The sequence below is a fragment of the Citrobacter enshiensis genome, assembly GCF_029338175.1.
GTDB classification, from domain to species: Bacteria; Pseudomonadota; Gammaproteobacteria; order Enterobacterales; family Enterobacteriaceae; genus Citrobacter_D; species Citrobacter_D enshiensis.
The window spans coordinates 499,302-520,351 of record NZ_CP119862.1 but is presented as its reverse complement, the minus strand read 5'-3'; the positions used below and the strand labels follow the sequence as shown (position 1 = coordinate 520,351).

General features: G+C 52.1%; 25 protein-coding genes. 11 read left to right on the top strand and 14 right to left on the bottom strand.

Annotated features, from left to right (window positions below; all coding sequences use genetic code 11):
- Positions 1-13: 13 nt before the first annotated feature.
- The gene (ftsH, locus tag P2W74_RS02505) at positions 14-1,945 is read right to left on the bottom strand and encodes an ATP-dependent zinc metalloprotease FtsH (RefSeq protein ID WP_192613616.1); all 1,932 of its coding nucleotides are present in this window, start codon (positions 1,943-1,945) and stop codon (positions 14-16) included.
- 99 nt (positions 1,946-2,044) lie between these two features.
- Positions 2,045-2,674 carry a 23S rRNA (uridine(2552)-2'-O)-methyltransferase RlmE gene (gene rlmE, locus P2W74_RS02500; protein ID WP_276293762.1) on the bottom strand — a complete coding sequence of 210 codons (630 nt, stop codon included), beginning with the start codon at positions 2,672-2,674 and terminating at the stop codon, positions 2,045-2,047.
- 125 nt (positions 2,675-2,799) lie between these two features.
- Here rlmE and yhbY point away from each other — a divergent pair, with 125 nt between their 5' ends.
- The gene (gene yhbY, locus P2W74_RS02495) at positions 2,800-3,093 is read left to right on the top strand and encodes a ribosome assembly RNA-binding protein YhbY (RefSeq protein ID WP_004139797.1); all 294 of its coding nucleotides are present in this window, start codon (positions 2,800-2,802) and stop codon (positions 3,091-3,093) included.
- 155 nt (positions 3,094-3,248) lie between these two features.
- On the opposite strand, the gene greA is transcribed toward yhbY, so the two are convergent.
- Positions 3,249-3,725 (bottom strand): transcription elongation factor GreA, encoded by a 477-nt coding sequence (gene greA, locus P2W74_RS02490; protein WP_276293761.1) that lies wholly within the window; start codon positions 3,723-3,725, stop codon positions 3,249-3,251.
- Between the two features lie 251 nt (positions 3,726-3,976).
- Between greA and dacB the strand changes: the two genes are divergently transcribed.
- Positions 3,977-5,410, top strand: coding sequence for a serine-type D-Ala-D-Ala carboxypeptidase (gene dacB, locus P2W74_RS02485; protein ID WP_276293760.1), 1,434 nt, complete (start codon positions 3,977-3,979; stop codon positions 5,408-5,410).
- Between the two features lie 79 nt (positions 5,411-5,489).
- Here the strand turns inward: dacB and cgtA are convergent, their stop codons facing one another.
- The 4 genes from cgtA to rplU form a co-directional block, all read right to left on the bottom strand.
- Entirely contained in the window at positions 5,490-6,662 is a 1,173-nt protein-coding gene (gene cgtA, locus P2W74_RS02480; RefSeq protein ID WP_276293759.1) for an Obg family GTPase CgtA, read from the bottom strand.
- A 15-nt stretch (positions 6,663-6,677) separates the two neighbouring features.
- Positions 6,678-7,643, bottom strand: a complete 966-nt coding sequence (locus P2W74_RS02475) for a DMT family transporter (protein WP_276293758.1) — start codon at positions 7,641-7,643, stop codon at positions 6,678-6,680.
- Positions 7,644-7,770: 127 nt separating this feature from the next.
- Positions 7,771-8,028, bottom strand: coding sequence for a 50S ribosomal protein L27 (gene rpmA, locus P2W74_RS02470; protein ID WP_003025030.1), 258 nt, complete (start codon positions 8,026-8,028; stop codon positions 7,771-7,773).
- 19 nt (positions 8,029-8,047) lie between these two features.
- Positions 8,048-8,359, bottom strand: coding sequence for a 50S ribosomal protein L21 (gene rplU / locus P2W74_RS02465; RefSeq protein WP_276293757.1), 312 nt, complete (start codon positions 8,357-8,359; stop codon positions 8,048-8,050).
- A 257-nt stretch (positions 8,360-8,616) separates the two neighbouring features.
- On the opposite strand from rplU, the gene ispB reads away from it, so the two are divergent.
- Positions 8,617-9,588, top strand: a complete 972-nt coding sequence (gene ispB, locus P2W74_RS02460; protein ID WP_276293756.1) for an octaprenyl diphosphate synthase — start codon at positions 8,617-8,619, stop codon at positions 9,586-9,588.
- A gap of 228 nt (positions 9,589-9,816) precedes the next feature.
- Positions 9,817-10,101: a DNA-binding transcriptional regulator SfsB gene (sfsB, locus tag P2W74_RS02455; RefSeq protein ID WP_276293755.1), complete on the top strand. Its 285-nt coding sequence runs from the start codon at positions 9,817-9,819 to the stop codon at positions 10,099-10,101.
- Between the two features lie 59 nt (positions 10,102-10,160).
- Here the strand turns inward: sfsB and murA are convergent, their stop codons facing one another.
- The 7 genes from murA to mlaF form a co-directional block, all read right to left on the bottom strand.
- Positions 10,161-11,420, bottom strand: coding sequence for a UDP-N-acetylglucosamine 1-carboxyvinyltransferase (murA, locus tag P2W74_RS02450; RefSeq protein WP_276293754.1), 1,260 nt, complete (start codon positions 11,418-11,420; stop codon positions 10,161-10,163).
- A gap of 53 nt (positions 11,421-11,473) precedes the next feature.
- The gene (gene ibaG, locus P2W74_RS02445) at positions 11,474-11,728 is read right to left on the bottom strand and encodes a BolA family iron metabolism protein IbaG (RefSeq protein ID WP_192613625.1); all 255 of its coding nucleotides are present in this window, start codon (positions 11,726-11,728) and stop codon (positions 11,474-11,476) included.
- A 126-nt stretch (positions 11,729-11,854) separates the two neighbouring features.
- On the bottom strand, positions 11,855-12,148 hold the full coding sequence (mlaB, locus tag P2W74_RS02440; RefSeq protein ID WP_276293753.1) for a lipid asymmetry maintenance protein MlaB: 294 nt from the start codon (positions 12,146-12,148) through the stop codon (positions 11,855-11,857).
- Positions 12,148-12,783: a phospholipid-binding protein MlaC gene (gene mlaC / locus P2W74_RS02435; RefSeq protein WP_276293752.1), complete on the bottom strand. Its 636-nt coding sequence runs from the start codon at positions 12,781-12,783 to the stop codon at positions 12,148-12,150. Before mlaC ends, mlaB begins: the two co-directional genes overlap by 1 nt.
- An 18-nt stretch (positions 12,784-12,801) precedes the next feature.
- A complete protein-coding gene (mlaD, locus tag P2W74_RS02430) occupies positions 12,802-13,359 on the bottom strand; it encodes an outer membrane lipid asymmetry maintenance protein MlaD (RefSeq protein ID WP_276293751.1) in 558 nt (185 codons plus the stop codon).
- 4 nt (positions 13,360-13,363) lie between these two features.
- Positions 13,364-14,146, bottom strand: a complete 783-nt coding sequence (gene mlaE / locus P2W74_RS02425) for a lipid asymmetry maintenance ABC transporter permease subunit MlaE (RefSeq protein ID WP_045448070.1) — start codon at positions 14,144-14,146, stop codon at positions 13,364-13,366.
- Between the two features lie 7 nt (positions 14,147-14,153).
- Positions 14,154-14,966, bottom strand: a complete 813-nt coding sequence (gene mlaF / locus P2W74_RS02420; protein ID WP_276293750.1) for a phospholipid ABC transporter ATP-binding protein MlaF — start codon at positions 14,964-14,966, stop codon at positions 14,154-14,156.
- A gap of 212 nt (positions 14,967-15,178) precedes the next feature.
- Between mlaF and P2W74_RS02415 the strand changes: the two genes are divergently transcribed.
- Genes P2W74_RS02415 through rpoN form a run of 7 tightly spaced genes read left to right on the top strand, consistent with a single transcriptional unit; the run spans position 15,179 to position 21,050 of the window.
- A complete protein-coding gene (locus tag P2W74_RS02415; RefSeq protein ID WP_276293749.1) occupies positions 15,179-16,156 on the top strand; it encodes a calcium/sodium antiporter in 978 nt (325 codons plus the stop codon).
- 13 nt (positions 16,157-16,169) lie between these two features.
- Positions 16,170-17,156 (top strand): arabinose-5-phosphate isomerase KdsD, encoded by a 987-nt coding sequence (kdsD, locus tag P2W74_RS02410; protein ID WP_276293748.1) that lies wholly within the window; start codon positions 16,170-16,172, stop codon positions 17,154-17,156.
- A 19-nt stretch (positions 17,157-17,175) separates the two neighbouring features.
- A complete protein-coding gene (kdsC, locus tag P2W74_RS02405) occupies positions 17,176-17,742 on the top strand; it encodes a 3-deoxy-manno-octulosonate-8-phosphatase KdsC (RefSeq protein ID WP_276293747.1) in 567 nt (188 codons plus the stop codon).
- The gene (gene lptC / locus P2W74_RS02400; protein ID WP_276293746.1) at positions 17,739-18,314 is read left to right on the top strand and encodes an LPS export ABC transporter periplasmic protein LptC; all 576 of its coding nucleotides are present in this window, start codon (positions 17,739-17,741) and stop codon (positions 18,312-18,314) included. The genes kdsC and lptC overlap by 4 nt, the downstream gene beginning before the upstream one ends.
- Positions 18,283-18,837, top strand: a complete 555-nt coding sequence (lptA, locus tag P2W74_RS02395) for a lipopolysaccharide ABC transporter substrate-binding protein LptA (RefSeq protein WP_276293745.1) — start codon at positions 18,283-18,285, stop codon at positions 18,835-18,837. The genes lptC and lptA overlap by 32 nt, the downstream gene beginning before the upstream one ends.
- A gap of 6 nt (positions 18,838-18,843) precedes the next feature.
- Positions 18,844-19,569, top strand: coding sequence for an LPS export ABC transporter ATP-binding protein (lptB, locus tag P2W74_RS02390; protein ID WP_276293744.1), 726 nt, complete (start codon positions 18,844-18,846; stop codon positions 19,567-19,569).
- A 47-nt stretch (positions 19,570-19,616) separates the two neighbouring features.
- On the top strand, positions 19,617-21,050 hold the full coding sequence (gene rpoN, locus P2W74_RS02385; RefSeq protein ID WP_276293743.1) for an RNA polymerase factor sigma-54: 1,434 nt from the start codon (positions 19,617-19,619) through the stop codon (positions 21,048-21,050).

The window sequence follows — 21,050 nt, the reverse complement described above, 5'->3', positions numbered from 1 at the left end:
CTACAACGCGAACTTATTTGTCGCCTAACTGCTCTGACATGTTGCCCGGGTTCGGCGTACGCGGCTCTTCAGTCGGACGCGGCGCACTCGGGGTGCCATTGTTGCCAGAGTTGTTAGAAGTACCGGACTCTTCCCAACCCGCAGGCGGGCGCACATCGCGACGAGCCATCAGGTCATCAATCTGTGGCGCATCGATGGTCTCATATTTCATGAGCGCATCTTTCATCGAGTGCAGAATGTCCAGGTTATCGTTCAGAAGACGACGAGCGCGGTCATAGTTACGTTCAATCAGCAATTTAACTTCCTGATCGATAATGCGCGCGGTTTCATCGGACATGTGTTTTGCTTTCGCAACAGAACGTCCCAGGAACACTTCGCCTTCTTCTTCCGCGTACAGCAACGGACCCAGTTTTTCAGAGAAGCCCCACTGTGTCACCATGTTACGCGCCAGGTTAGTCGCGACTTTAATGTCGTTCGACGCACCGGTAGAAACATGTTCTACACCGTAGATGATCTCTTCCGCCAGACGACCGCCGTACAGCGTAGAGATCTGGCTTTCCAGTTTCTGACGGCTGGCGCTGATCGCGTCGCCTTCAGGCAGGAAGAAGGTCACACCCAGCGCACGACCACGCGGGATAATCGTTACTTTGTGTACCGGATCGTGTTCTGGCACCAGGCGACCGATAATCGCGTGGCCTGCTTCGTGGTACGCGGTGGATTCTTTCTGCGCTTCCGTCATCACCATGGAGCGACGTTCCGCACCCATCATGATTTTGTCTTTCGCTTTCTCGAACTCAACCATCGATACAACGCGTTTGTTGCCACGGGCGGCGAACAGTGCCGCTTCATTCACCAGGTTCGCCAGGTCTGCACCGGAGAAGCCAGGGGTACCGCGGGCAATGATTGCCGCATCGATATCCGGCGCCAGCGGTACGCGACGCATGTGAACTTTCAGGATCTGCTCACGACCGCGAACATCTGGCAGGCCAACCACAACCTGACGGTCAAAACGGCCAGGACGCAGCAGCGCCGGGTCCAGAACGTCCGGACGGTTAGTTGCCGCGATAACGATGATACCTTCGTTACCTTCGAAGCCGTCCATCTCAACCAGCATCTGGTTCAGGGTCTGCTCACGTTCATCGTGACCGCCGCCCAGGCCCGCGCCACGCTGGCGGCCTACGGCATCGATTTCATCGATGAAGATGATGCACGGGGCTGCTTTCTTGGCCTGTTCGAACATGTCACGCACACGAGATGCACCGACACCCACGAACATTTCAACGAAATCAGAACCGGAAATCGTAAAGAAGGGAACCTTCGCTTCACCCGCGATGGCTTTCGCCAACAGGGTTTTACCGGTACCCGGAGGACCGACCATCAGGACGCCTTTCGGGATTTTACCGCCCAGCTTCTGGAAACGGCTCGGTTCACGCAGATATTCAACCAGCTCAGCCACTTCTTCTTTCGCTTCGTCGCAACCGGCAACGTCAGCAAACGTGGTTTTGATCTGATCTTCTGTCAGCATGCGCGCTTTGCTCTTACCGAACGACATGGCGCCTTTGCCACCGCCGCCCTGCATCTGACGCATGAAAAAGATCCAGACGCCGATTAGCAACAGCATCGGGAACCAGGAAATGAAGATTGAAGCCAGCAGGCTTGGCTCTTCTGGTGGTTCGCCAACAACTTTAACGTTTTTAGTCAGCAGGTTATCAAGCAGCTTCGGATCGTTAACCGGTATGTAAGTCGTGTAACGGTTACTATCTTTCTTGGTAACGTTGATCTCACGTCCGTTGATACGCGCTTCACGAACCTGGTCCTGGTTGACCTCTTGCAGGAAGGTAGAATAATCCACCTTACGGCCATTAGACTCGCTGGGCCCAAAGCTCTGGAATACTGACATCAGCACGACGGCAATGACCAGCCAGAGTATTAGGTTTTTCGCCATGTCACTCAAGGGATTAACCTCTTATTACAACTGTGTTAAAAACAGCGTCAGGATACTCTATATCCAGTGTCTTTCAAACTTTCGTTTGAAATCTACCGGTTATGGTTTTCGCCCGGTCGCTACAATGTACACTTCACGTGAACGCGCACGAGAAGAGTCCGGCTTACGAACTTTCACCTTCGTAAACAGGGAGCGAATTTCTCTTAGATACTCATCGAATCCTTCGCCCTGGAACACTTTCACTACAAAACTACCACCTGGCGCTAATACATCACGAGCCATTCCAAGCGCCAGTTCTACCAGATACATCGCCCGGGGAATATCGACCGCCGGTGTACCACACATATTTGGCGCCATATCAGACATGACAACTTGTACTTTACTGTCACCGACACGTTCAAGTAACGCTTTCAGGACTAATTCATCACGAAAATCGCCCTGAAGGAAGTCTACACCAACGATTGGATCCATCGGTAAAAGATCACAAGCGATAATGCGACCACTGTTCCCTATCTGCGTAACCGCATATTGAGACCAACCACCGGGTGCAGCACCGAGATCGACGACGGTCATCCCCGGTTTAAAAATCTTGTCACTTTGCTGTATTTCATCAAGTTTAAACCAGGCACGAGAACGTAACCCTTTTTTCTGTGCCTGCTGAACATATTTATCGCTAAAGTGTTCCTGAAGCCAGCGACTGGAGCTGGCAGAACGCTTCTTACCTGTCATTTCACTTTCCCATCGGGCAGTTCATCGCAACCAACGGTGTAAATTTCTACACGGCCATTTGGTGATATAAGGGAGATGGCGGTAGAATGACCCGTTTTCAATCCCAACCTAAGCAAAAATATACGATGAATCTGAGTACTAAACAAAAACAGCACCTGAAAGGTCTGGCACATCCGCTCAAGCCTGTAGTTATGCTTGGCAATAATGGTTTGACCGAAGGGGTACTGGCCGAGATTGAACAAGCGTTAGAGCACCATGAACTTATCAAGGTGAAAATCGCCTCGGAAGATCGCGAAACCAAAACCTTGATCGTGGAAGCTATCGTACGCGAAACCGGCGCCTGTAACGTACAGGTCATCGGTAAAACGCTGGTACTGTATCGTCCGACTAAAGAACGTAAAATCTCGCTGCCACGCTAAGAATATCCTAAAGTTGAACACGAATTCTGTGTAAAACGAGGGGTTTTCTGCAAGCAGGAGAGCAAAATGCCACGCTCTGTTCGTTGATAAAAGGCCGCGATGCGGCCTTTTTCCTTTCTTTACAATACATCAACATCCTGAGTATTGGGTAATTCTTACAGGTATTCTACCTTAATCACTTCATATTCCACTTCGCCACCCGGCGTTTTGATCACCACAACATCATCCGGCTCTTTGCCCACCAGGCCACGAGCGATAGGTGAGTTCACGGAAATCAGGTTCTGTTTAAAATCCGCCTCATCATCGCCAACGATGCGGTAAGTCTGCTCTTCGTCAGTGTCGAGGTTCAGAACGGTGACGGTGGAACCAAAAATCACGCGACCATTGTTTGGCATTTTAGTGATGTCGATGACCTGCGCGTTGGACAGCTTTGCTTCGATATCTTTAATGCGCCCTTCGCAAAAACCCTGCTGCTCACGCGCGGCGTGATACTCAGCATTCTCTTTCAGGTCGCCGTGTTCACGTGCATCAGCGATAGCGGCAATAATTTCAGGACGGCGCACAGATTTCAGAAAATCCAGCTCTTCGCGCAGTTTTTCAGCACCACGTAAGGTCATCGGAATAGCTTGCATTTGTTATACCTCTTGAACATTCCTGTAGGGGGGGCGATGAACCCTGCCCCGGCTGCTAAGCCCGCCCTGGCATGACACCACACCAGGACCAGAAGCAAAAAAATACCGACCCGGGGCGCAAGGTCCCAGGTCAGCTACAATTCTCTATTTGATAGTCATTTTACCCTGGAGTTCCCTATGGGTCATCGTTTACTTTTCAGGGCAATGCGCCGTAGTATGACGGCTTGTTTCCAGGTTGTTAGCGCGAGATTATGCGATTTTCCAGATTTATCATCGGATTGACCACCAGTATAGCGTTCAGCGTCCAGGCCGCGAATGTTGACGAATACATCAATCAACTTCCCGACGGGGCCAATCTTGCCTTAATGGTACAGAAGGTCGGTGCCCCCGCGCCCGCCATTGATTATCACAGTCAGCAGATGGCGCTTCCCGCCAGTACGCAAAAGGTGATCACCGCGCTGGCGGCATTGATCCAGCTTGGCCCCGACTTTCGTTTTACCACCACGCTGGAGACAAAAGGTTCGGTGGAAAACGGGGTATTGAGCGGTGACCTGATTGCACGATTTGGGGCCGATCCGACGCTAAAACGTCAGGATATTCGCAATATGGTCGCCACCCTGAAGAAATCTGGCGTGACGCAAATTTCTGGTAATGTCCTCATCGACACCTCCATTTTTGCCAGCCACGATAAAGCGCCCGGCTGGCCATGGAACGACATGACGCAATGTTTTAGCGCACCGCCCACAGCAGCCATTGTCGATCGCAACTGCTTCTCGATTTCGCTTTACAGTGCGGAAAAAGCGAATGATTTAGCGTATGTCCGTGTGGCATCGTATTACCCGGTGACGATGTTCAGCCAGGTTCGCACGCTACCGCGTGGCTCTGCCGATGCACAATATTGCGAACTGGATGTCGTCCCCGGTGATTTAAATCGCTTTACGCTTACCGGTTGCCTGCCTCAGCGTAGCGATCCCCTTCCGCTGGCGTTCGCGATTCAGGATGGCGCCAGTTATGCCGGGGCAATCATCAAAGATGAGCTAAAACAGGCTGGGATCACGTACAGCGGTACGCTGCTGCGCCAGACATTGGTCAACGAGCCAGGAACGATCATTGCCAGCAAACAGTCAGCGCCTTTGCATGACCTGCTTAAGATTATGCTGAAAAAATCCGACAACATGATCGCCGACACAGTGTTCCGTATGATTGGCCACGCGCGCTTTAACGTCCCTGGAACATGGCGCGCAGGCTCCGATGCAGTTCGCCAGATCCTACGTCAACAGGCAGGGGTTAATATTGGCAACACCATTATTGCCGACGGTTCCGGTCTTTCCCGCCATAACCTGATTGCCCCTGCCACCATGATGCAGGTGCTGCAATACATTGCCCAGCACGACAATGAACTGAACTTTATCTCCATGCTGCCGCTGGCGGGCCACGATGGTTCTCTGCAATACCGTGCAGGGCTTCATCAGGCAGGCGTAGATGGCAAGGTATCGGCGAAAACGGGTTCACTGCAGGGGGTGTATAACCTGGCGGGCTTTATCACTACCGCCAGCGGACAAAGGATGGCATTTGTGCAGTATCTTTCCGGATATGCCGTAGAGCCAGCTGACCAACGCAACCGTCGTCTTCCACTGGTCCGTTTTGAAAGCCGTTTGTATAAAGATATTTATCAGAATAACTAGATGAGTGTTGCCGGATAGCGCTTATCCGGCCTACAAGACTGGCATAAAAAACCCCGGCATGGCCGGGGTTTTATGGAGATTAGCGTTTGTAGATGAACTCGACGCCTTCTTCGTCGTCTTCGTCCCAATCTTCATCCCAGTCATCTTCCGCTTCGTCTTCGACTTCAGCGAGCTGCTGACGATGATAATCGTCCCACATGAACTCGACTTTCTCTGGCTGTTTCGCTTCTTCAGCCTGAACAATCGGATTCTCAATGATGAAGGTCATCACATCCCAGCAGAGATCTTTCACGCCCAACTGGCTGGCTGCGGAGATCAGATAGTATTTATCTTCCCAACCCAGTGCCTCGGCGATAGCTTTCGCTTTTTCTTCCGCTTCCGCTTTGTCCATCAAATCAATTTTGTTGAACACTAACCAGCGTGGTTTGGATGCCAGATCCTGACTGTATTTTTCCAGTTCGCCAATAATGATACGGGCATTCTCAACCGGATCAGAACCGTCAATCGGATCGATATCAATGAGGTGCAGCAGTACGCGACAGCGCTCCAGGTGCTTCAGGAAGCGGATCCCCAGACCAGCGCCTTCAGCAGCCCCTTCAATCAAGCCCGGGATGTCGGCAACCACGAAGCTCTTTTCGTTGTCCATACGCACAACGCCCAGGCTCGGTACCAGCGTGGTGAACGGATAATCCGCCACTTTCGGTTTCGCTGCAGACACGGCACGGATAAACGTCGATTTACCGGCGTTGGGCATCCCCAACATACCGACATCGGCCAGCAGCATCAGCTCCAGCATCAGATCGCGCTTATCACCCGGTGTACCCATCGTTTTCTGACGCGGAGTACGGTTGACCGAGGATTTGAAACGGGTATTCCCCAGGCCGTGCCAGCCACCTTTAGCAACCATCAGGCGCTGACCGTGTTTGGTCATGTCACCCATGGTTTCGCCGGTACCCTGATCGATAACGCGCGTACCGACCGGAACTTTGATCGTAACGTCTTTACCGCGCTTACCGGTACAGTCACGGCTGGCGCCATTCTGACCACGTTCCGCACGGAACGATTTTTCAAAGCGATAATCGATCAGCGTGTTCAGGTTTTCGTCAGCTTCCAGCCAAACGTCACCACCATCACCACCATCACCGCCGTCCGGGCCGCCTCTCGGGATGTACTTTTCGCGGCGGAAGCTTACGCAACCATTACCGCCATCACCTGCAACGACCAGAATCGATGCTTCATCAACAAACTTCATTTTACTCTCCGTAAATCATTCGCCTGAGCGGGGCTGCGAAACCACCGTTTCATGCTTACGTAAACCGCCCCAAATACGATGACCAATGGCGGAATACATCGCGCCCGCAACCACGATAAACGCACCGAGATAACCTAAAAGGTTTAACATCGGTCTGGCGAAGAAATCGGGCCAGGCCAGTGATAATAAATCTGAAAATAACAACGTAAACAGCGGTGTGAGCGTAATGATGGCGCTCACCTGTGCCGCCTGCCAGCGCGCCATCGCTTCCGCGAGGGCACCGTATCCTACCAGCGTATTCAGCCCGCAGAATACCAGGCATGCAAGCTGCCAGTCGCTGAGCTGCACTATCACACCGGGTTTAGCCAACGGCAATAACGCGAGCGTACATAAAGTGTACAGTAAAAACAGGATCTGCTGTGAGGCCAGACGACGCAATAACACCTTTTGCGCGACCCCATAGCTCACCCAGACCGTTGCCGCCCCGACACCAAAAATCACACCCCAGGTGTAATCCGTCAGTTTGGTAAAGATCTCGAACAGACTGGTATTAAAGAACATCACCAGACCGCTCAGAAGCATGAGCGCGCCAACAACCTGCGTACCACGCATTTTCTCCTTGAGGATAAATACGCTGGCGACCATCATGCCTACCGGTGACAGTTGACCGATAACCTGCGAGGCCGTTGGACTCAAATACTGCAGGGAAGAGCTGAACAGGATGAAGTTCCCGAACAGCCCGCCGGTGGCAATGGCCAGTAATACCAGCCAACGCGGTTTACGAAAAATACGCAACGGCGGGAGCTTTCTTCTAACCGCAAGAATGGCCCCAAGGCCGAGACTTGCCATTAAAAAACGGTAGAACACGACGGTAGGAGGCTCCATCACCTCCAGCACTTGCTTCATCGCTATTGGTAGAGCACCCCAACAGATTGCGGTGGTGAGCGCCAAAAGAATACCAATACCTGCCTGCTGCTTCATGCCGTATTCCCTGCAAGAGCTCGTTTCCGGATTGTGACGGTACGACGAGCATATTTACCGGTCGTCGAATGTAAAAAGCCCCGCAACACGTTGCGGGGCTTTTATCCGTTACCGGGACGCGAAAAACTTATTCAGCAACGATGCTGATGAATTTACGGTTTTTCGGGCCTTTAACTTCAAATTTCACTTTACCGTCTGCTTTGGCAAACAGAGTGTGGTCTTTGCCGCAACCAACGTTAGAACCAGCGTGGAATTTAGTACCACGTTGACGAACGATGATGCTACCAGCCAGAACTGTTTCGCCGCCGAAGCGTTTTACGCCCAGACGTTTAGCTTCTGAATCGCGACCGTTACGAGTCGAGCCGCCAGCCTTTTTATGTGCCATTTAATCTGCTCCCCTTAACTTAAGCGCTGATGCCAGTGATTTTCACATCAGTGAACCACTGACGATGGCCCTGCTGCTTACGGTAGTGTTTACGGCGACGAAACTTAACGATTTTAATTTTCTCGCCACGACCATGAGCAACAACTTCAGCTTTGATTACGCCGCCATCAACGAAAGGAACGCCGATTTTGACTTCTTCACCGTTTGCGATCATCAGAACTTCAGCGAACTCGATAGTTTCGCCAGTTGCGATGTCCAGCTTTTCCAGGCGAACGGTCTGACCTTCGCTTACTCGGTGTTGTTTACCACCACTTTGGAAAACCGCGTACATAAAAAACTCCGCTTCCGCGCACACCTTTCAATGATTCAGAGTGCGCTATAAATATTCACAATAGGGCGCGAATATTACGCAAAACGCGAGCCTTTGACAAGTGCTAGCATCAATACATGAAGAAAAAAAACACAACACGTACGGTAACGTTTATCTATGGCGTTTTTTCAGTACAATCAGCATATATTCCTAACCCTAAACCCTAAGTTACCTTGTTGCACTGTGAGGTAATCGGGGCGATAAGCCCGGCTTTTGCGATGAATTTAGAAAAAATCAATGAGTTAACCGCGCAAGATATGGCGGGTGTCAATGCGACAATCCTTGAACAGCTCAATTCCGACGTCCAACTGATCAATCAGTTAGGGTATTACATCGTGAGTGGCGGCGGAAAACGCATCCGCCCGATGATCGCCGTACTCGCTGCACGCGCCGTCGGTTACGAGGAGAAAAAACACGTCACGATTGCGGCCTTAATCGAGTTTATCCACACTGCAACCCTGCTTCACGACGATGTTGTGGATGAATCAGATATGCGCCGTGGGAAGGCAACAGCGAATGCGGCTTTTGGCAATGCGGCCAGCGTATTAGTGGGTGACTTTATCTATACCCGCGCCTTCCAGATGATGACCAGCCTCGGTTCGCTGAAAGTGCTGGAGGTCATGTCTTCAGCCGTCAACGTTATTGCAGAAGGTGAAGTCCTGCAGCTAATGAACGTGAACGATCCTGACATCACCGAAGAAAACTACATGCGCGTCATCTACAGCAAAACGGCGCGACTGTTTGAAGCGGCGGCACAATGTTCAGGCATTCTGGCGGGTTGCAGCGACGAACAGGAAAAAGGATTGCAGGATTATGGCCGCTATCTCGGCACCGCTTTCCAGTTGATTGATGATTTACTGGATTACAGTGCAGATGGCGAGCAGTTAGGTAAAAACGTGGGTGACGACCTTAACGAGGGTAAACCGACGTTACCTCTGCTGCATGCCATGCGCAATGGCACCCCAGAGCAAGCGCAGATGATCCGTTCAGCCATTGAACAAGGTAATGGTCGACATCTTCTGGAACCAGTTCTGGAAGCAATGACCGCCTGCGGCTCACTGGAGTGGACACGTCAACGTGCTGAAGAAGAAGCCGACAAAGCGATCGAAGCCCTTCAGGTTTTACCTGACACCCCATGGCGCGAGGCGCTAATTGGCCTGGCGCACATCGCAGTACAACGCGATCGTTAATCCCTTATTCTCATCCCGTGCATCGCACGGGATGATTCAAATACATTCCAGAAAATATCTTAAATCATCATTCACACCTTGCAATAACCGCTTCTTTCCCCTTGGTATATTCTGAATATTCGCGAACGTTACATGAACATTTCAGAACGCTCGTTCTCCGGGAGTATAGTGTCCATCACCAGCAGATTTTTCCAACCGCAAGTGACTGACCAAAGGAGTGAGGGATTGATGGAGAGCAAACTCATTGACTGGCATCCAGCCGATATTATCGCTGGATTACGTAAAAAAGGGACATCTATGGCTGCAGAATCACGCAAAAATGGGCTCAGTTCTTCTACGTTGGCGAATGCCTTAACCCGCCCGTGGCCAAAAGGTGAATTGATTATCGCACAAGCGCTAGGAACGGATCCCTGGGTGATTTGGCCATCACGATATCATGATTCGCGGACACACGAATTTATCGACAGAACACGACTGATGCGCGCTCGCAGAGAGAAAAAGGTCGTAGACTGAAGAGAAACAGTAATCCCCATATCACTGTAATGAATGGGGATTACCGAAGCAGAAGACGATTATTCGCCTTTCACACGCTCAATGTTCGCACCCAGCGCACGCAGTTTATCTTCAATACGCTCATAGCCGCGATCGATGTGATAAATACGATCCACCACCGTGGTGCCTTCCGCAATACAACCCGCCAACACCAGGCTCGCAGATGCCCGCAGATCCGTCGCCATCACCTGCGCGCCGGAGAGTTTTTCAACGCCATGGCAAATTACCGTGTTGCTCTCGATCTCTGCATGTGCGCCCATACGGCTCAGCTCAGGGACATGCATAAAACGGTTTTCAAAAACGGTTTCGGTGATGAATCCGGTCCCTTCCGCCACCAGGTTCAGCAGAGTGAACTGTGCCTGCATGTCGGTTGGGAACGCCGGATGCGGCGCAGTACGCACGTTGACCGCTTTCGGGCGTTTGCCGTGCATGTCGAGGCTGATCCAGTCAGCACCCACTTCAATGTCCGCGCCAGCATCACGCAGTTTTGCCAGAACAGCGTCCAGCGTGTCTGGCTGCGCGTTACGGCAGACAATTTTGCCGCGAGAAATGGCCGCAGCCACCAGGAACGTACCGGTTTCAATACGGTCAGGCAGCACGCGGTAAACACCGCCGCCCAAACGTTCAACGCCTTCGATGGTGATACGGTCAGTGCCCTGCCCGCTTACCTTCGCACCCAGCGCAATCAGGAAGTTCGCGGTATCGACAATCTCAGGTTCACGGGCGGCGTTTTCAATGATGGTGGTGCCTTCTGCCAGCGTAGCGGCGCACATGATAGTGACCGTCGCGCCAACGCTGACTTTGTCCATCACGATATGCGCGCCTTTCAGACGCCCTTCCACAGAAGCTTTAACGTACCCTTCTTCCAGCTTGATGGTGGCACCCAGCTGTTCCAGACCGGTGATGTGCAGGTCAACCGGACGCGCACCGATGGTGCAGCCGCCCGGCAGAGAAACCTGACCCTGACCAAAACGCGCCACCAGCGGGCCAAGCGCCCAGATGGAGGCACGCATGGTTTTCACCAGGTCATAAGGGGCGCAGAAAACGTTCACATCGCTGGCATCAATATGCACAGAGCCATTGCGTTCAACTTTTGCACCCAGCTGGCTCAGCAGCTTCATTGACGTATCAACGTCTTTCAGTTTAGGGACGTTCTGAATTTCTACCGGCTCTTCTGCCAGCAATGCCGCGAAGAGAATCGGCAGGGCGGCATTTTTAGCGCCTGAAATTGTGACTTCGCCCTGGAGCGTGGTTGGCCCCTGAACACGAAATTTATCCATTATTCTGTTCTCTGTTAAGAATTCATACTCGCTACCGGTGCGTCACCCGTAGCTCAAAAACCGTTAAGTTTGCGATCGCGCGCCCACTCAGCAGGCGTAAATGTTTTGATCGACACGGCATGGATGCGGTTGTCCGCAATGTACTCCATCAACGGACCATAGACCGATTGCTGTTTCTTGACCCGGCTCATGCCGTCAAACATCTCACCCACGGCGATAACCTGAAAGTGACTGCCATCGCCAGAGACGTGGACTTCCTGGAGGGAGAGTGCGTTCATCAGCACGCTCTGAATTTCATGATTTTCCATGGGCTCTTTATTCGTCAAATAGTGAAAACAGCCCAACATCTTAGAGCAAAGTGGCGCTGTCTTAAATAAGCAAAAAGCCCCGATGCGAATACGATCGGGGCTTTCGATAGTAACGTACTGAAAAAATTAGCGTGGCAGCACGTCGTTGGGCAAATTGTAAAGCTGCGCCAGCGTATAAACTTTGTCGTTTACACCGCTAAGCGAAACGGTATTACCCTGCCGTTTTGCCTGATTAATGAGATGGACCAGTAACGCCAGCCCTCCCGAATCTACCCGGGAAACCTGGCTCAGATCGATGCAGGTGACACCTTTCATGACCTCCACACGTACATCCCATAACGGGTTTAGCACGTCCTGATCCAGTTCACCCGCTAACGCCAGCTTTTCACCTTCACGCGTCCAGCTGAGTGACTGCGTCATTATTTTTTCTCTTCCAGTGTGATTTTTTGTTGAGCAATGGATTTCAACTGTGCGGTCAGGCCATCGATGCCTTTGGTACGCAGCAGGTCGCTCCACTCATTTTGTTTGGTGGTGATCATGCTGACGCCTTCCGCGATCATGTCATAGGCCTGCCAGTGACCGGTCTGGGTGTTTTTACGCCACTGGAAATCCAGGCGAACCGGAGGCCGGCCGTTCGGATCATTGATGGTGACACGAATCGGTACGATAGTCGCATCGCCCAGCGGTTGTTCCGGAGCAATCTGGTAAGTCTGACCATGGTACATCGCCAAAGCCTGGCCATAAGCCTGTTTCAGGTATTCACGAAATGCGGTGAAATAGGCATCGCGTTGTGCAGGCGTGGCGTCTTTGTAGTAACGACCCAGAACCAAAGCGCCAGCGTATTTCACCTGCACATACGGCAGCAGTTCCTGATCAACGACAACTCGCAGGTAATCCGGGTTAGCACGGATTTTGGGCTGTTCGTTTTTAAGACGGTCAAAGGTTTTCTGTGCCGCTTCGTCCATCTGTTTGTACGGGTTGGTCTGGTCAGCCGCCGTCGCAGCACTCAGCGGTGCAATTACCAGCAGCGCTACCATCATTAATCGTTTAAACATACGTCGATTCTCCTGAGATTATTTCGTTGCGCCCGCAGGCCCAGTAGCGTCATTATTGCCTTCCGTTGCGGCAGGCGCATCGCCAGAATTCTTATTCTCATCTCCTTTACTGTTGCTGTTGTAAAGGAACTGACCAATCATATCTTCCAGAACCATTGCAGATTTGGTGTCCTGAATGGTGCTGCCATCCTTGAGCATAGACGTTCCCAGTTCTGGATCGTCGAAACCGACGTTCAGGGCCAGGTATTGCTCGCCAAGCAGACCGGAGGTGCGGATGCTCAGGGAACTGGTATCAGGAATTTGGTTATAACGCTCTTCGATATCCAGCGTAACACGTGGCAGATAGGTTTTCGGATCTAACGAGATGTCTGACACCCGTCCCACAACCACTCCGCCAATACGAACGGGAGAGCGTTCTCTCAGTCCGCCAATGTTATCGAAAGTCGCATAAACCGTGTAGGTAGGCTCCGTACGCATGGAGGTCACGTTCGCCGCTTTCAGGCAGATAAAGAACGCCGCCAGCAGCGCAACCAACAAGAAGATCCCCACCCAAATTTCATTTTTTTTCGTTTGCATGAACTCAATTCCCAAACATCAGTGCGGTCAGCACAAAATCCAGACCGAGAACGGCCAGAGACGCGTGCACAACGGTGCGTGTCGTTGCCCGGCTAATCCCGGCAGAAGTCGGGATCGCGTCATATCCATTGAACAGTGCAATCCACGTTACTGTAATGGCAAACACCACGCTCTTAATCAAACAGTTCACAAGGTCCAGACGCCAGTCGACAGCGTTTTGCATCGCCGACCAGAAGAAACCAGCATCGATACCTTTCCAGCTTACGCCAACCAGTGATCCGCCCCAGATACCCACCGCCACAAAAATAATGGTGAGCAACGGCAACGAAATAACGCCCGCCCAGAAGCGCGGGGAAATCACCCGGCGCAATGGATCGACCGCCATCATTTCCATACTGGAAAGTTGCTCGGTCGCACGCATAAGACCAATTTCTGCGGTTAAGGCAGAGCCGGCGCGCCCGGCAAACAACAGCGCCGCAACCACCGGCCCCAGTTCACGCAGCAACGACAGCGCCACCAGCATACCAAGACTGGTTTCCGCGCTGTAAGTCGTCAGAACCAGATAGCCCTGCAGCCCCAGTACCATGCCAATAAACACGCCAGACACAATAATGATAAGCATCGACAAGACACCCACATTATAGAGCTGGCGGATCAGCAACGGCGCATGCTTGCGAAACTCAGGCTTACCGACCACCGCATTGAATAACATTAACCCGGCCCGCCCGAACGTCCTGAGGGTTTTGATCCCCCGGTGTCCGAGCGATGCCAGCGCATTTAACAGCATGAGTGGCTTAACTCCCTGTTTCGAGTAAATCGGTGTGATAGTCGCCCGCGGGATAGCGGAACGGAACGGGTCCGTCGGCGATACCGTCAAGGAACTGGCGTACGCGCGGATCTGCGTTCTCTTGCAGAGCCTGAGCACTGCCATGAGCCACAATTTTTTTATCCGCCATGATAAAGGCGTGATCCGCAATACTCAGCACTTCGGGGACATCGTGAGACACGACGACGCAGGTCACGCCCAGTGAACTGTTCAGTTCTGAAATCAGCTTCACCAGCACGCCCATGGTGATAGGGTCCTGACCAACGAACGGTTCATCAAACATGATGAGATCCGGTTCCAGAGCAATAGCACGCGCTAACGCCGCCCGTCGCGCCATACCGCCAGAAAGTTCAGAAGGCATTAATTTTGCGGCACCGCGCAGCCCAACAGCCTCAAGTTTCATCATGACGGTGCTTTTGAGTAAGGCCGCGGGTAAATGCGTATGCTCGCGCAGCGGATAGGCCACGTTATCAAACACATTCATGTCAGTGAACAGCGCCCCTGACTGAAACAGCATGCTCATACGCTTACGTACAGTGTACAGCCGTGAACGGGACATGGCGGGAACATTCTCGCCATCAAACAGAATCTCACCTTTGTCAGGCGCGATCTGCCCACCGATCAGGCGTAACAGCGTGGTTTTACCGATGCCCGACGGCCCCATGATCGCTGTGACCTTTCCACGTGGCACCGTCAGGGAAATATTATCGAAAATACAACGATCGCCCCGGGAAAAGCTGACGTCGCGCATATCGACTAAATTCGCCACAGACTGACCCATTGATTCATCCTTCGTAGTACTTTGTTGATCTCATCATGGCGTCGAATTTCACCATGAACCCAACATATTTACAGAATATTACCTGCCCTGGTTAGCTAAAGCTGGCATTTGTTTTACTTTTTAGCCGCATAAAGTCAAAATTAAGAATTCGTTACGGCCTCCAGGCAATCTCTCCCGTGGACCGGCGAGTATACCTGAAGAAAGGACTTTAGATGCTTTTAGCAACGGCGCTGTTAATTATTGGTTTACTTCTGGTCGTCTACAGTGCCGATCGCCTGGTGTTTGCCGCTTCCATTCTCTGTCGAACGTTGGGGATCCCCCCGCTCGTCATTGGGATGACGGTCGTCAGTATCGGGACATCGTTGCCGGAAATTATCGTGTCGGTCGCCGCATCGCTGCATGGCCAACTCGATCTCGCTGTCGGTACGGCAATGGGTTCAAATATCACCAATATTTTGTTGATTTTAGGCCTGGCCGCGCTATTTCACCCTTTTACCGTGCATTCTGATGTTCTGCGTCGTGAATTGCCATTAATGTTATTCGTCAGCGTTCTGGCAGGTTATGTCCTCCACGACGGACAACTCAGCCGCAGTGATGGAATCTTTCTCCTACTTCTGGCTGTGCTATGGCTGCTATTCATTGTTAAAATCGCCCGTCTGGCCGACAGCCAGGGTAATGACAGTCTTACCCGGGAACAGGTTGCAGAGCTACCGCGTGAAGGCGGATTGCCCGTTGCATTTTTGTGGCTCGGCATCGCCCTGATTATTATGCCCATGGCAACCCGTATGGTGGTTGATAACGCGACGGTACTGGCCAATTATTTTGCCATGAGCGAGCTGACTATCGGGTTAACGGTGGTGGCCATCGGGACCAGTTTACCTGAGCTGGCGACCGCTATCGCGGGTGTGCGTAAAGGGGAAAACGATATTGCCGTCGGCAACATCATCGGCGCTAATATTTTTAATATCGTTATCGTTTTAGGATTACCGGCGCTGATCGCACCGGGTGAAGTTAACCTTTTGGCCTTTGGCCGTGACTACGGCGTCATGCTGCTGGTCAGCATTATTTTTGCATTACTCTGCTGGCATCGTTCACGCCGAATTGGTCGGGGCGCGGGCGTGTTGTTGACTGGCGGTTTTATCATATGGCTGGCGATGCTGTACTGGATATCGCCACTTCTCGTTGGGTAACTGGAAACGGATTATGTCTCACTTAGAGTTGCAACCGGGTTTTGACTTTCAGCTAGCAGGCAAAGAAGTCCTGGAAATTGAACGTGAAGGCCTGGCCGAGTTAGGCCAGTACATCAACCAGAACTTCACCCTTGCGTGTGAAAAAATGTTCTGGTGCTCGGGCAAAGTCGTCGTGATGGGGATGGGCAAATCAGGCCACATTGGGCGCAAAATGGCGGCAACATTTGCCAGCACTGGCACGCCGTCATTTTTTGTTCATCCTGGTGAAGCAGCCCACGGCGATCTCGGCATGGTGTCGCCGCAGGATGTGGTTATTGCCATTTCAAACTCCGGCGAATCGAGTGAGATCACGGCGTTGATTCCCGTACTCAAGCGCCTGCATGTCCCGCTCATCTGTATTACCAGCCGACCAGAAAGCAGCATGGCACGTGCCGCAGATGTGCATCTGTGTGTTAAAGTGCCCCGGGAAGCCTGCCCTCTGGGTCTGGCGCCAACCAGCAGCACCACTGCCACATTGGTGATGGGGGACGCGCTTGCCGTCGCCTTACTAAAAGCCCGCGGATTCACCGCAGAAGACTTCGCGTTATCCCATCCGGGTGGGGCACTTGGACGTAAACTTTTGCTACGCGTTAACGATATCATGCATACGGGTGACGAAATCCCGCATGTGAAAAAGAACGCCAGCCTGCGTGATGCGCTGTTGGAAATCACGCGTAAGAATCTTGGGATGACCGTCATTTGCGATGACGATATGAAGATTAACGGTATCTTCACGGATGGTGATTTACGCCGCGTCTTTGATATGGGCGGTGATGTTCGCCAGTTAGGGATTGCCGATGTTATGACGCCTGGGGGCATTCGCGTACGTCCAGGTATTCTCGCCGTTGATGCTCTGAATTTGATGCAATCCCGCCATATTACCTCGGTGTTGGTTGCCGATGGCGACCAGTTACTCGGTGTGTTACATATGCATGATCTCCTGCGTGCAGGCGTAGTGTAGAAACTCAAGGATAATAAAAATGAGTAAAGCAGGTGCGTCGCTTGCGACCTGTTATGGACCCGTCAGCACCCAGGTCATCGCCAGGGCGGAAAACATCCGTCTTCTCATCCTCGATGTGGATGGCGTACTGTCTGACGGTCTGATTTATATGGGCAATAACGGTGAAGAGCTGAAGGCCTTCAACGTCCGTGATGGCTACGGTATTCGTTGCGCACTCACTTCCGGTATTGAGGTTGCCATTATTACCGGACGAAAAGCTAAACTTGTAGAAGATCGCTGTGCCACACTTGGGATCACGCATCTTTATCAGGGTCAGTCAGACAAGCTGGTCGCGTTTGCCGATCTGCTGAATAAACTGGGCGTGGCGTCAGAAAACGTCGCCTATGTCGGCGATGATCTTATCGACTGGCCGGTGATGGAAAAAGTGGGGCTGAGCGTTGCCGTGGCGGACGCTCACCCATTGTTGATTCCACGTGCCGATTACGTGACACGCATTGACGGAGGTCGCGGCGCCGTGCGGGAAGTTTGCGATTTATTACTGTTGGCACAGGGCAAACTGGATGAGGCCAAAGGGCAATCGATATGAGTAAAACCAGACGTTGGGTTATCATTGTGCTGTCGTTGGCCATTCTGGTGCTTATCGGTATCAATCTGGTCGATAAAGACGATGCGCCCCAGGTTGTCGTGAATAACAGCGACCCAACTTATAAAAGTGAGCATACGGATACCGTCGTATACAGTCCTGAAGGGGCGCTGAACTATCGCCTCATCGCTCAACATGTTGAATACTATTCAGATCAGGCGGTTTCGTGGTTTACCCGACCCGTGTTAACCACCTTTGATAAGGATAAAATCCCGACATGGTCGATTAAGGCCGACAAAGCCAAGTTGACCGATGACCGGATGCTGTATCTCTACGGCCACGTTGAAGTCAACGCGTTGGTGCCTGACTCTCAACTACGCAGAATTACGACCGATAACGCGAAGATCAATCTGGTAACGCAGGATGTTACCTCTGACGATCTCGTGACGTTATACGGAACAACATTTAACTCCAGCGGACTGAAAATGCGCGGCAACTTACGCAGCAAGAACGCCGAGCTGATTGAAAAGGTTAGAACCTCCTATGAAATTCCAAAAAAACAAACTCAGCCTTAATCTTGTGCTTGCCAGCTCACTTCTGGCCGCCAGCATTCCTGCGTTCGCCGTCACGGGCGATACCGAGCAGCCGATTCATATTGAATCGGACCAGCAGTCCCTGGACATGCAGGGCAATGTCGTCACCTTCACCGGTAACGTCATTGTCACCCAGGGCACCATCAAAATTAATGCTGATAAAGTGGTCGTTACCCGTCCGGGCGGTGAAGATGGCAAAGAAGTGATTGATGGCTTCGGCAACCCTGCCACCTTCTATCAGATGCAGGACAACGGTAAGCCGGTTAAAGGCCACGCCTCGAAAATGCATTATGAGCTGGCGAAAGATTTCGTCATCCTCACCGGAAACGCCTACCTGGAGCAGCTCGACAGCAACATTACCGGCGACAAAATCACCTATCTGGTGAAAGAGCAAAAAATGCAGGCCTTTAGTGAAAAAGGCAAACGTGTGACCACGGTTCTGGTTCCGTCGCAGCTGCAAGACAAAAACAAAGGCCAGGCCCCGGCACAGAAGAAGGGTAACTAATTCGTTATGGCAACATTAACTGCAAAGAATCTTGCAAAGGCCTATAAGGGCCGCCGGGTGGTGGAAGATGTCAGTCTGACCGTCAACTCCGGGGAAATCGTGGGTCTTCTCGGCCCAAACGGTGCGGGTAAAACCACGACCTTTTATATGGTTGTGGGCATCGTGCCGCGTGATGCAGGCAACATCATTATTGATGACGAAGATATCAGCCTGCTGCCGCTGCATGCGCGTGCGCGCCGCGGTATCGGGTATCTGCCGCAGGAAGCCTCCATTTTCCGTCGCCTGAGTGTATTTGATAACCTGATGGCGGTGTTGCAAATCCGTGACGATCTGTCGAGCGAACAGCGCGACGACAGAGCCAATGAGCTGATGGAAGAATTTCATATCGAGCACCTGCGTGACAGCCTGGGCCAGTCGCTCTCCGGCGGTGAACGCCGTCGTGTGGAAATCGCCCGTGCGCTGGCGGCCAACCCTAAATTTATCCTGCTGGATGAACCTTTTGCGGGTGTTGACCCCATTTCCGTTATCGATATTAAACGCATCATTGAGCATCTGCGCGACAGCGGGCTCGGCGTATTGATCACCGACCATAACGTCCGTGAAACGCTGGCGGTCTGCGAACGCGCTTATATCGTGAGTCAGGGACACCTAATCGCACACGGTACGCCGACAGAAATCCTGCAAGATGAGCACGTTAAACGTGTATACCTTGGGGAAGACTTCAGACTCTGATAGGGTAGAAGATTGCGACGTCATAGCGGGAGAGAATCACTCTGAACATGAAGCAAGGTTTGCAACTCAGGCTCAGCCAACAACTGGCCATGACGCCTCAACTACAACAGGCTATCCGTCTGTTGCAGTTGTCCACGCTGGAACTTCAGCAAGAACTTCAGCAAGCGCTGGAAAGTAATCCACTGCTCGAGCAAACCGATCTTCACGAAGAAATCGACACCCAGGAAACTCAGGACAGCGAAACCCTGGACACCGCAGACGCACTCGAACAAAAAGAGATGCCGGAAGAGCTGCCGCTTGATGCCAGTTGGGATGAAATCTACACCGCAGGAACGCCGTCCGGCACCAGCGGCGACTATATCGACGATGAGCTGCCGGTCTATCAGGGTGAAACCACGCAGTCGCTACAGGATTACCTGATGTGGCAGGTGGAACTTACGCCGTTCTCGGACACTGACCGGGCGATCGCTACGTCGATCGTCGATGCGGTAGACGAAACCGGCTATCTCACCGTCTCGCTGGATGACATCCTCGAGAGCATGGGTGACGAAGAGATTGACCTTGATGAAGTTGAAGCCGTGCTTAAACGCATTCAGCGTTTTGATCCTGTCGGCGTGGCAGCAAAAGATCTTCGCGACTGTTTGCTGATCCAACTCTCGCAATTCGACACCGCGACGCCCTGGCTGCAAGAGGCTCGCCTGATCATCAGCGATCACCTTGATCTGCTGGCCAATCACGATTTTCGCTCATTGATGCGCGTCACTCGCCTGAAGGAAGAGGTGCTCAAAGAAGCGGTCAATCTTATTCAGTCGCTCGATCCCAGACCCGGACAGTCGATCCAGACAGGCGAGCCTGAATACGTGATCCCTGATGTGCTGGTCCGTAAACATAACGATCGCTGGACGGTGGAACTGAACAGCGACAGCATTCCTCGTTTGCAGATCAATCAGCACTATGCCGCCATGTGCAATGGCGCGCGTAACGACGCGGACAGCCAGTTTATCCGTAGCAATCTTCAGGATGCGAAGTGGTTAATCAAAAGTCTGGAAAGCCGTAACGATACATTGCTGCGCGTCAGCCGCTGTATCGTTGAGCAGCAACAAGCCTTTTTTGAGCAAGGCGAAGAGTTTATGAAACCGATGGTGCTGGCGGATATCGCCCAGGCCGTCGAAATGCATGAGTCGACAATTTCCCGAGTGACGACGCAAAAGTATCTGCACAGTCCGCGCGGAATTTTTGAACTGAAATATTTCTTTTCCAGCCACGTCAATACCGAAGGCGGCGGCGAAGCCTCGTCCACGGCGATACGAGCGCTGGTGAAGAAGTTAATTGCTGCGGAAAACCCCGCGAAACCACTGAGCGACAGCAAGTTAACCTCTATGCTGTCAGAACAAGGTATCATGGTAGCGCGCCGTACCGTTGCGAAGTACCGAGAGTCTTTATCCATTCCGCCGTCTAACCAGCGCAAACAACTGGTTTGA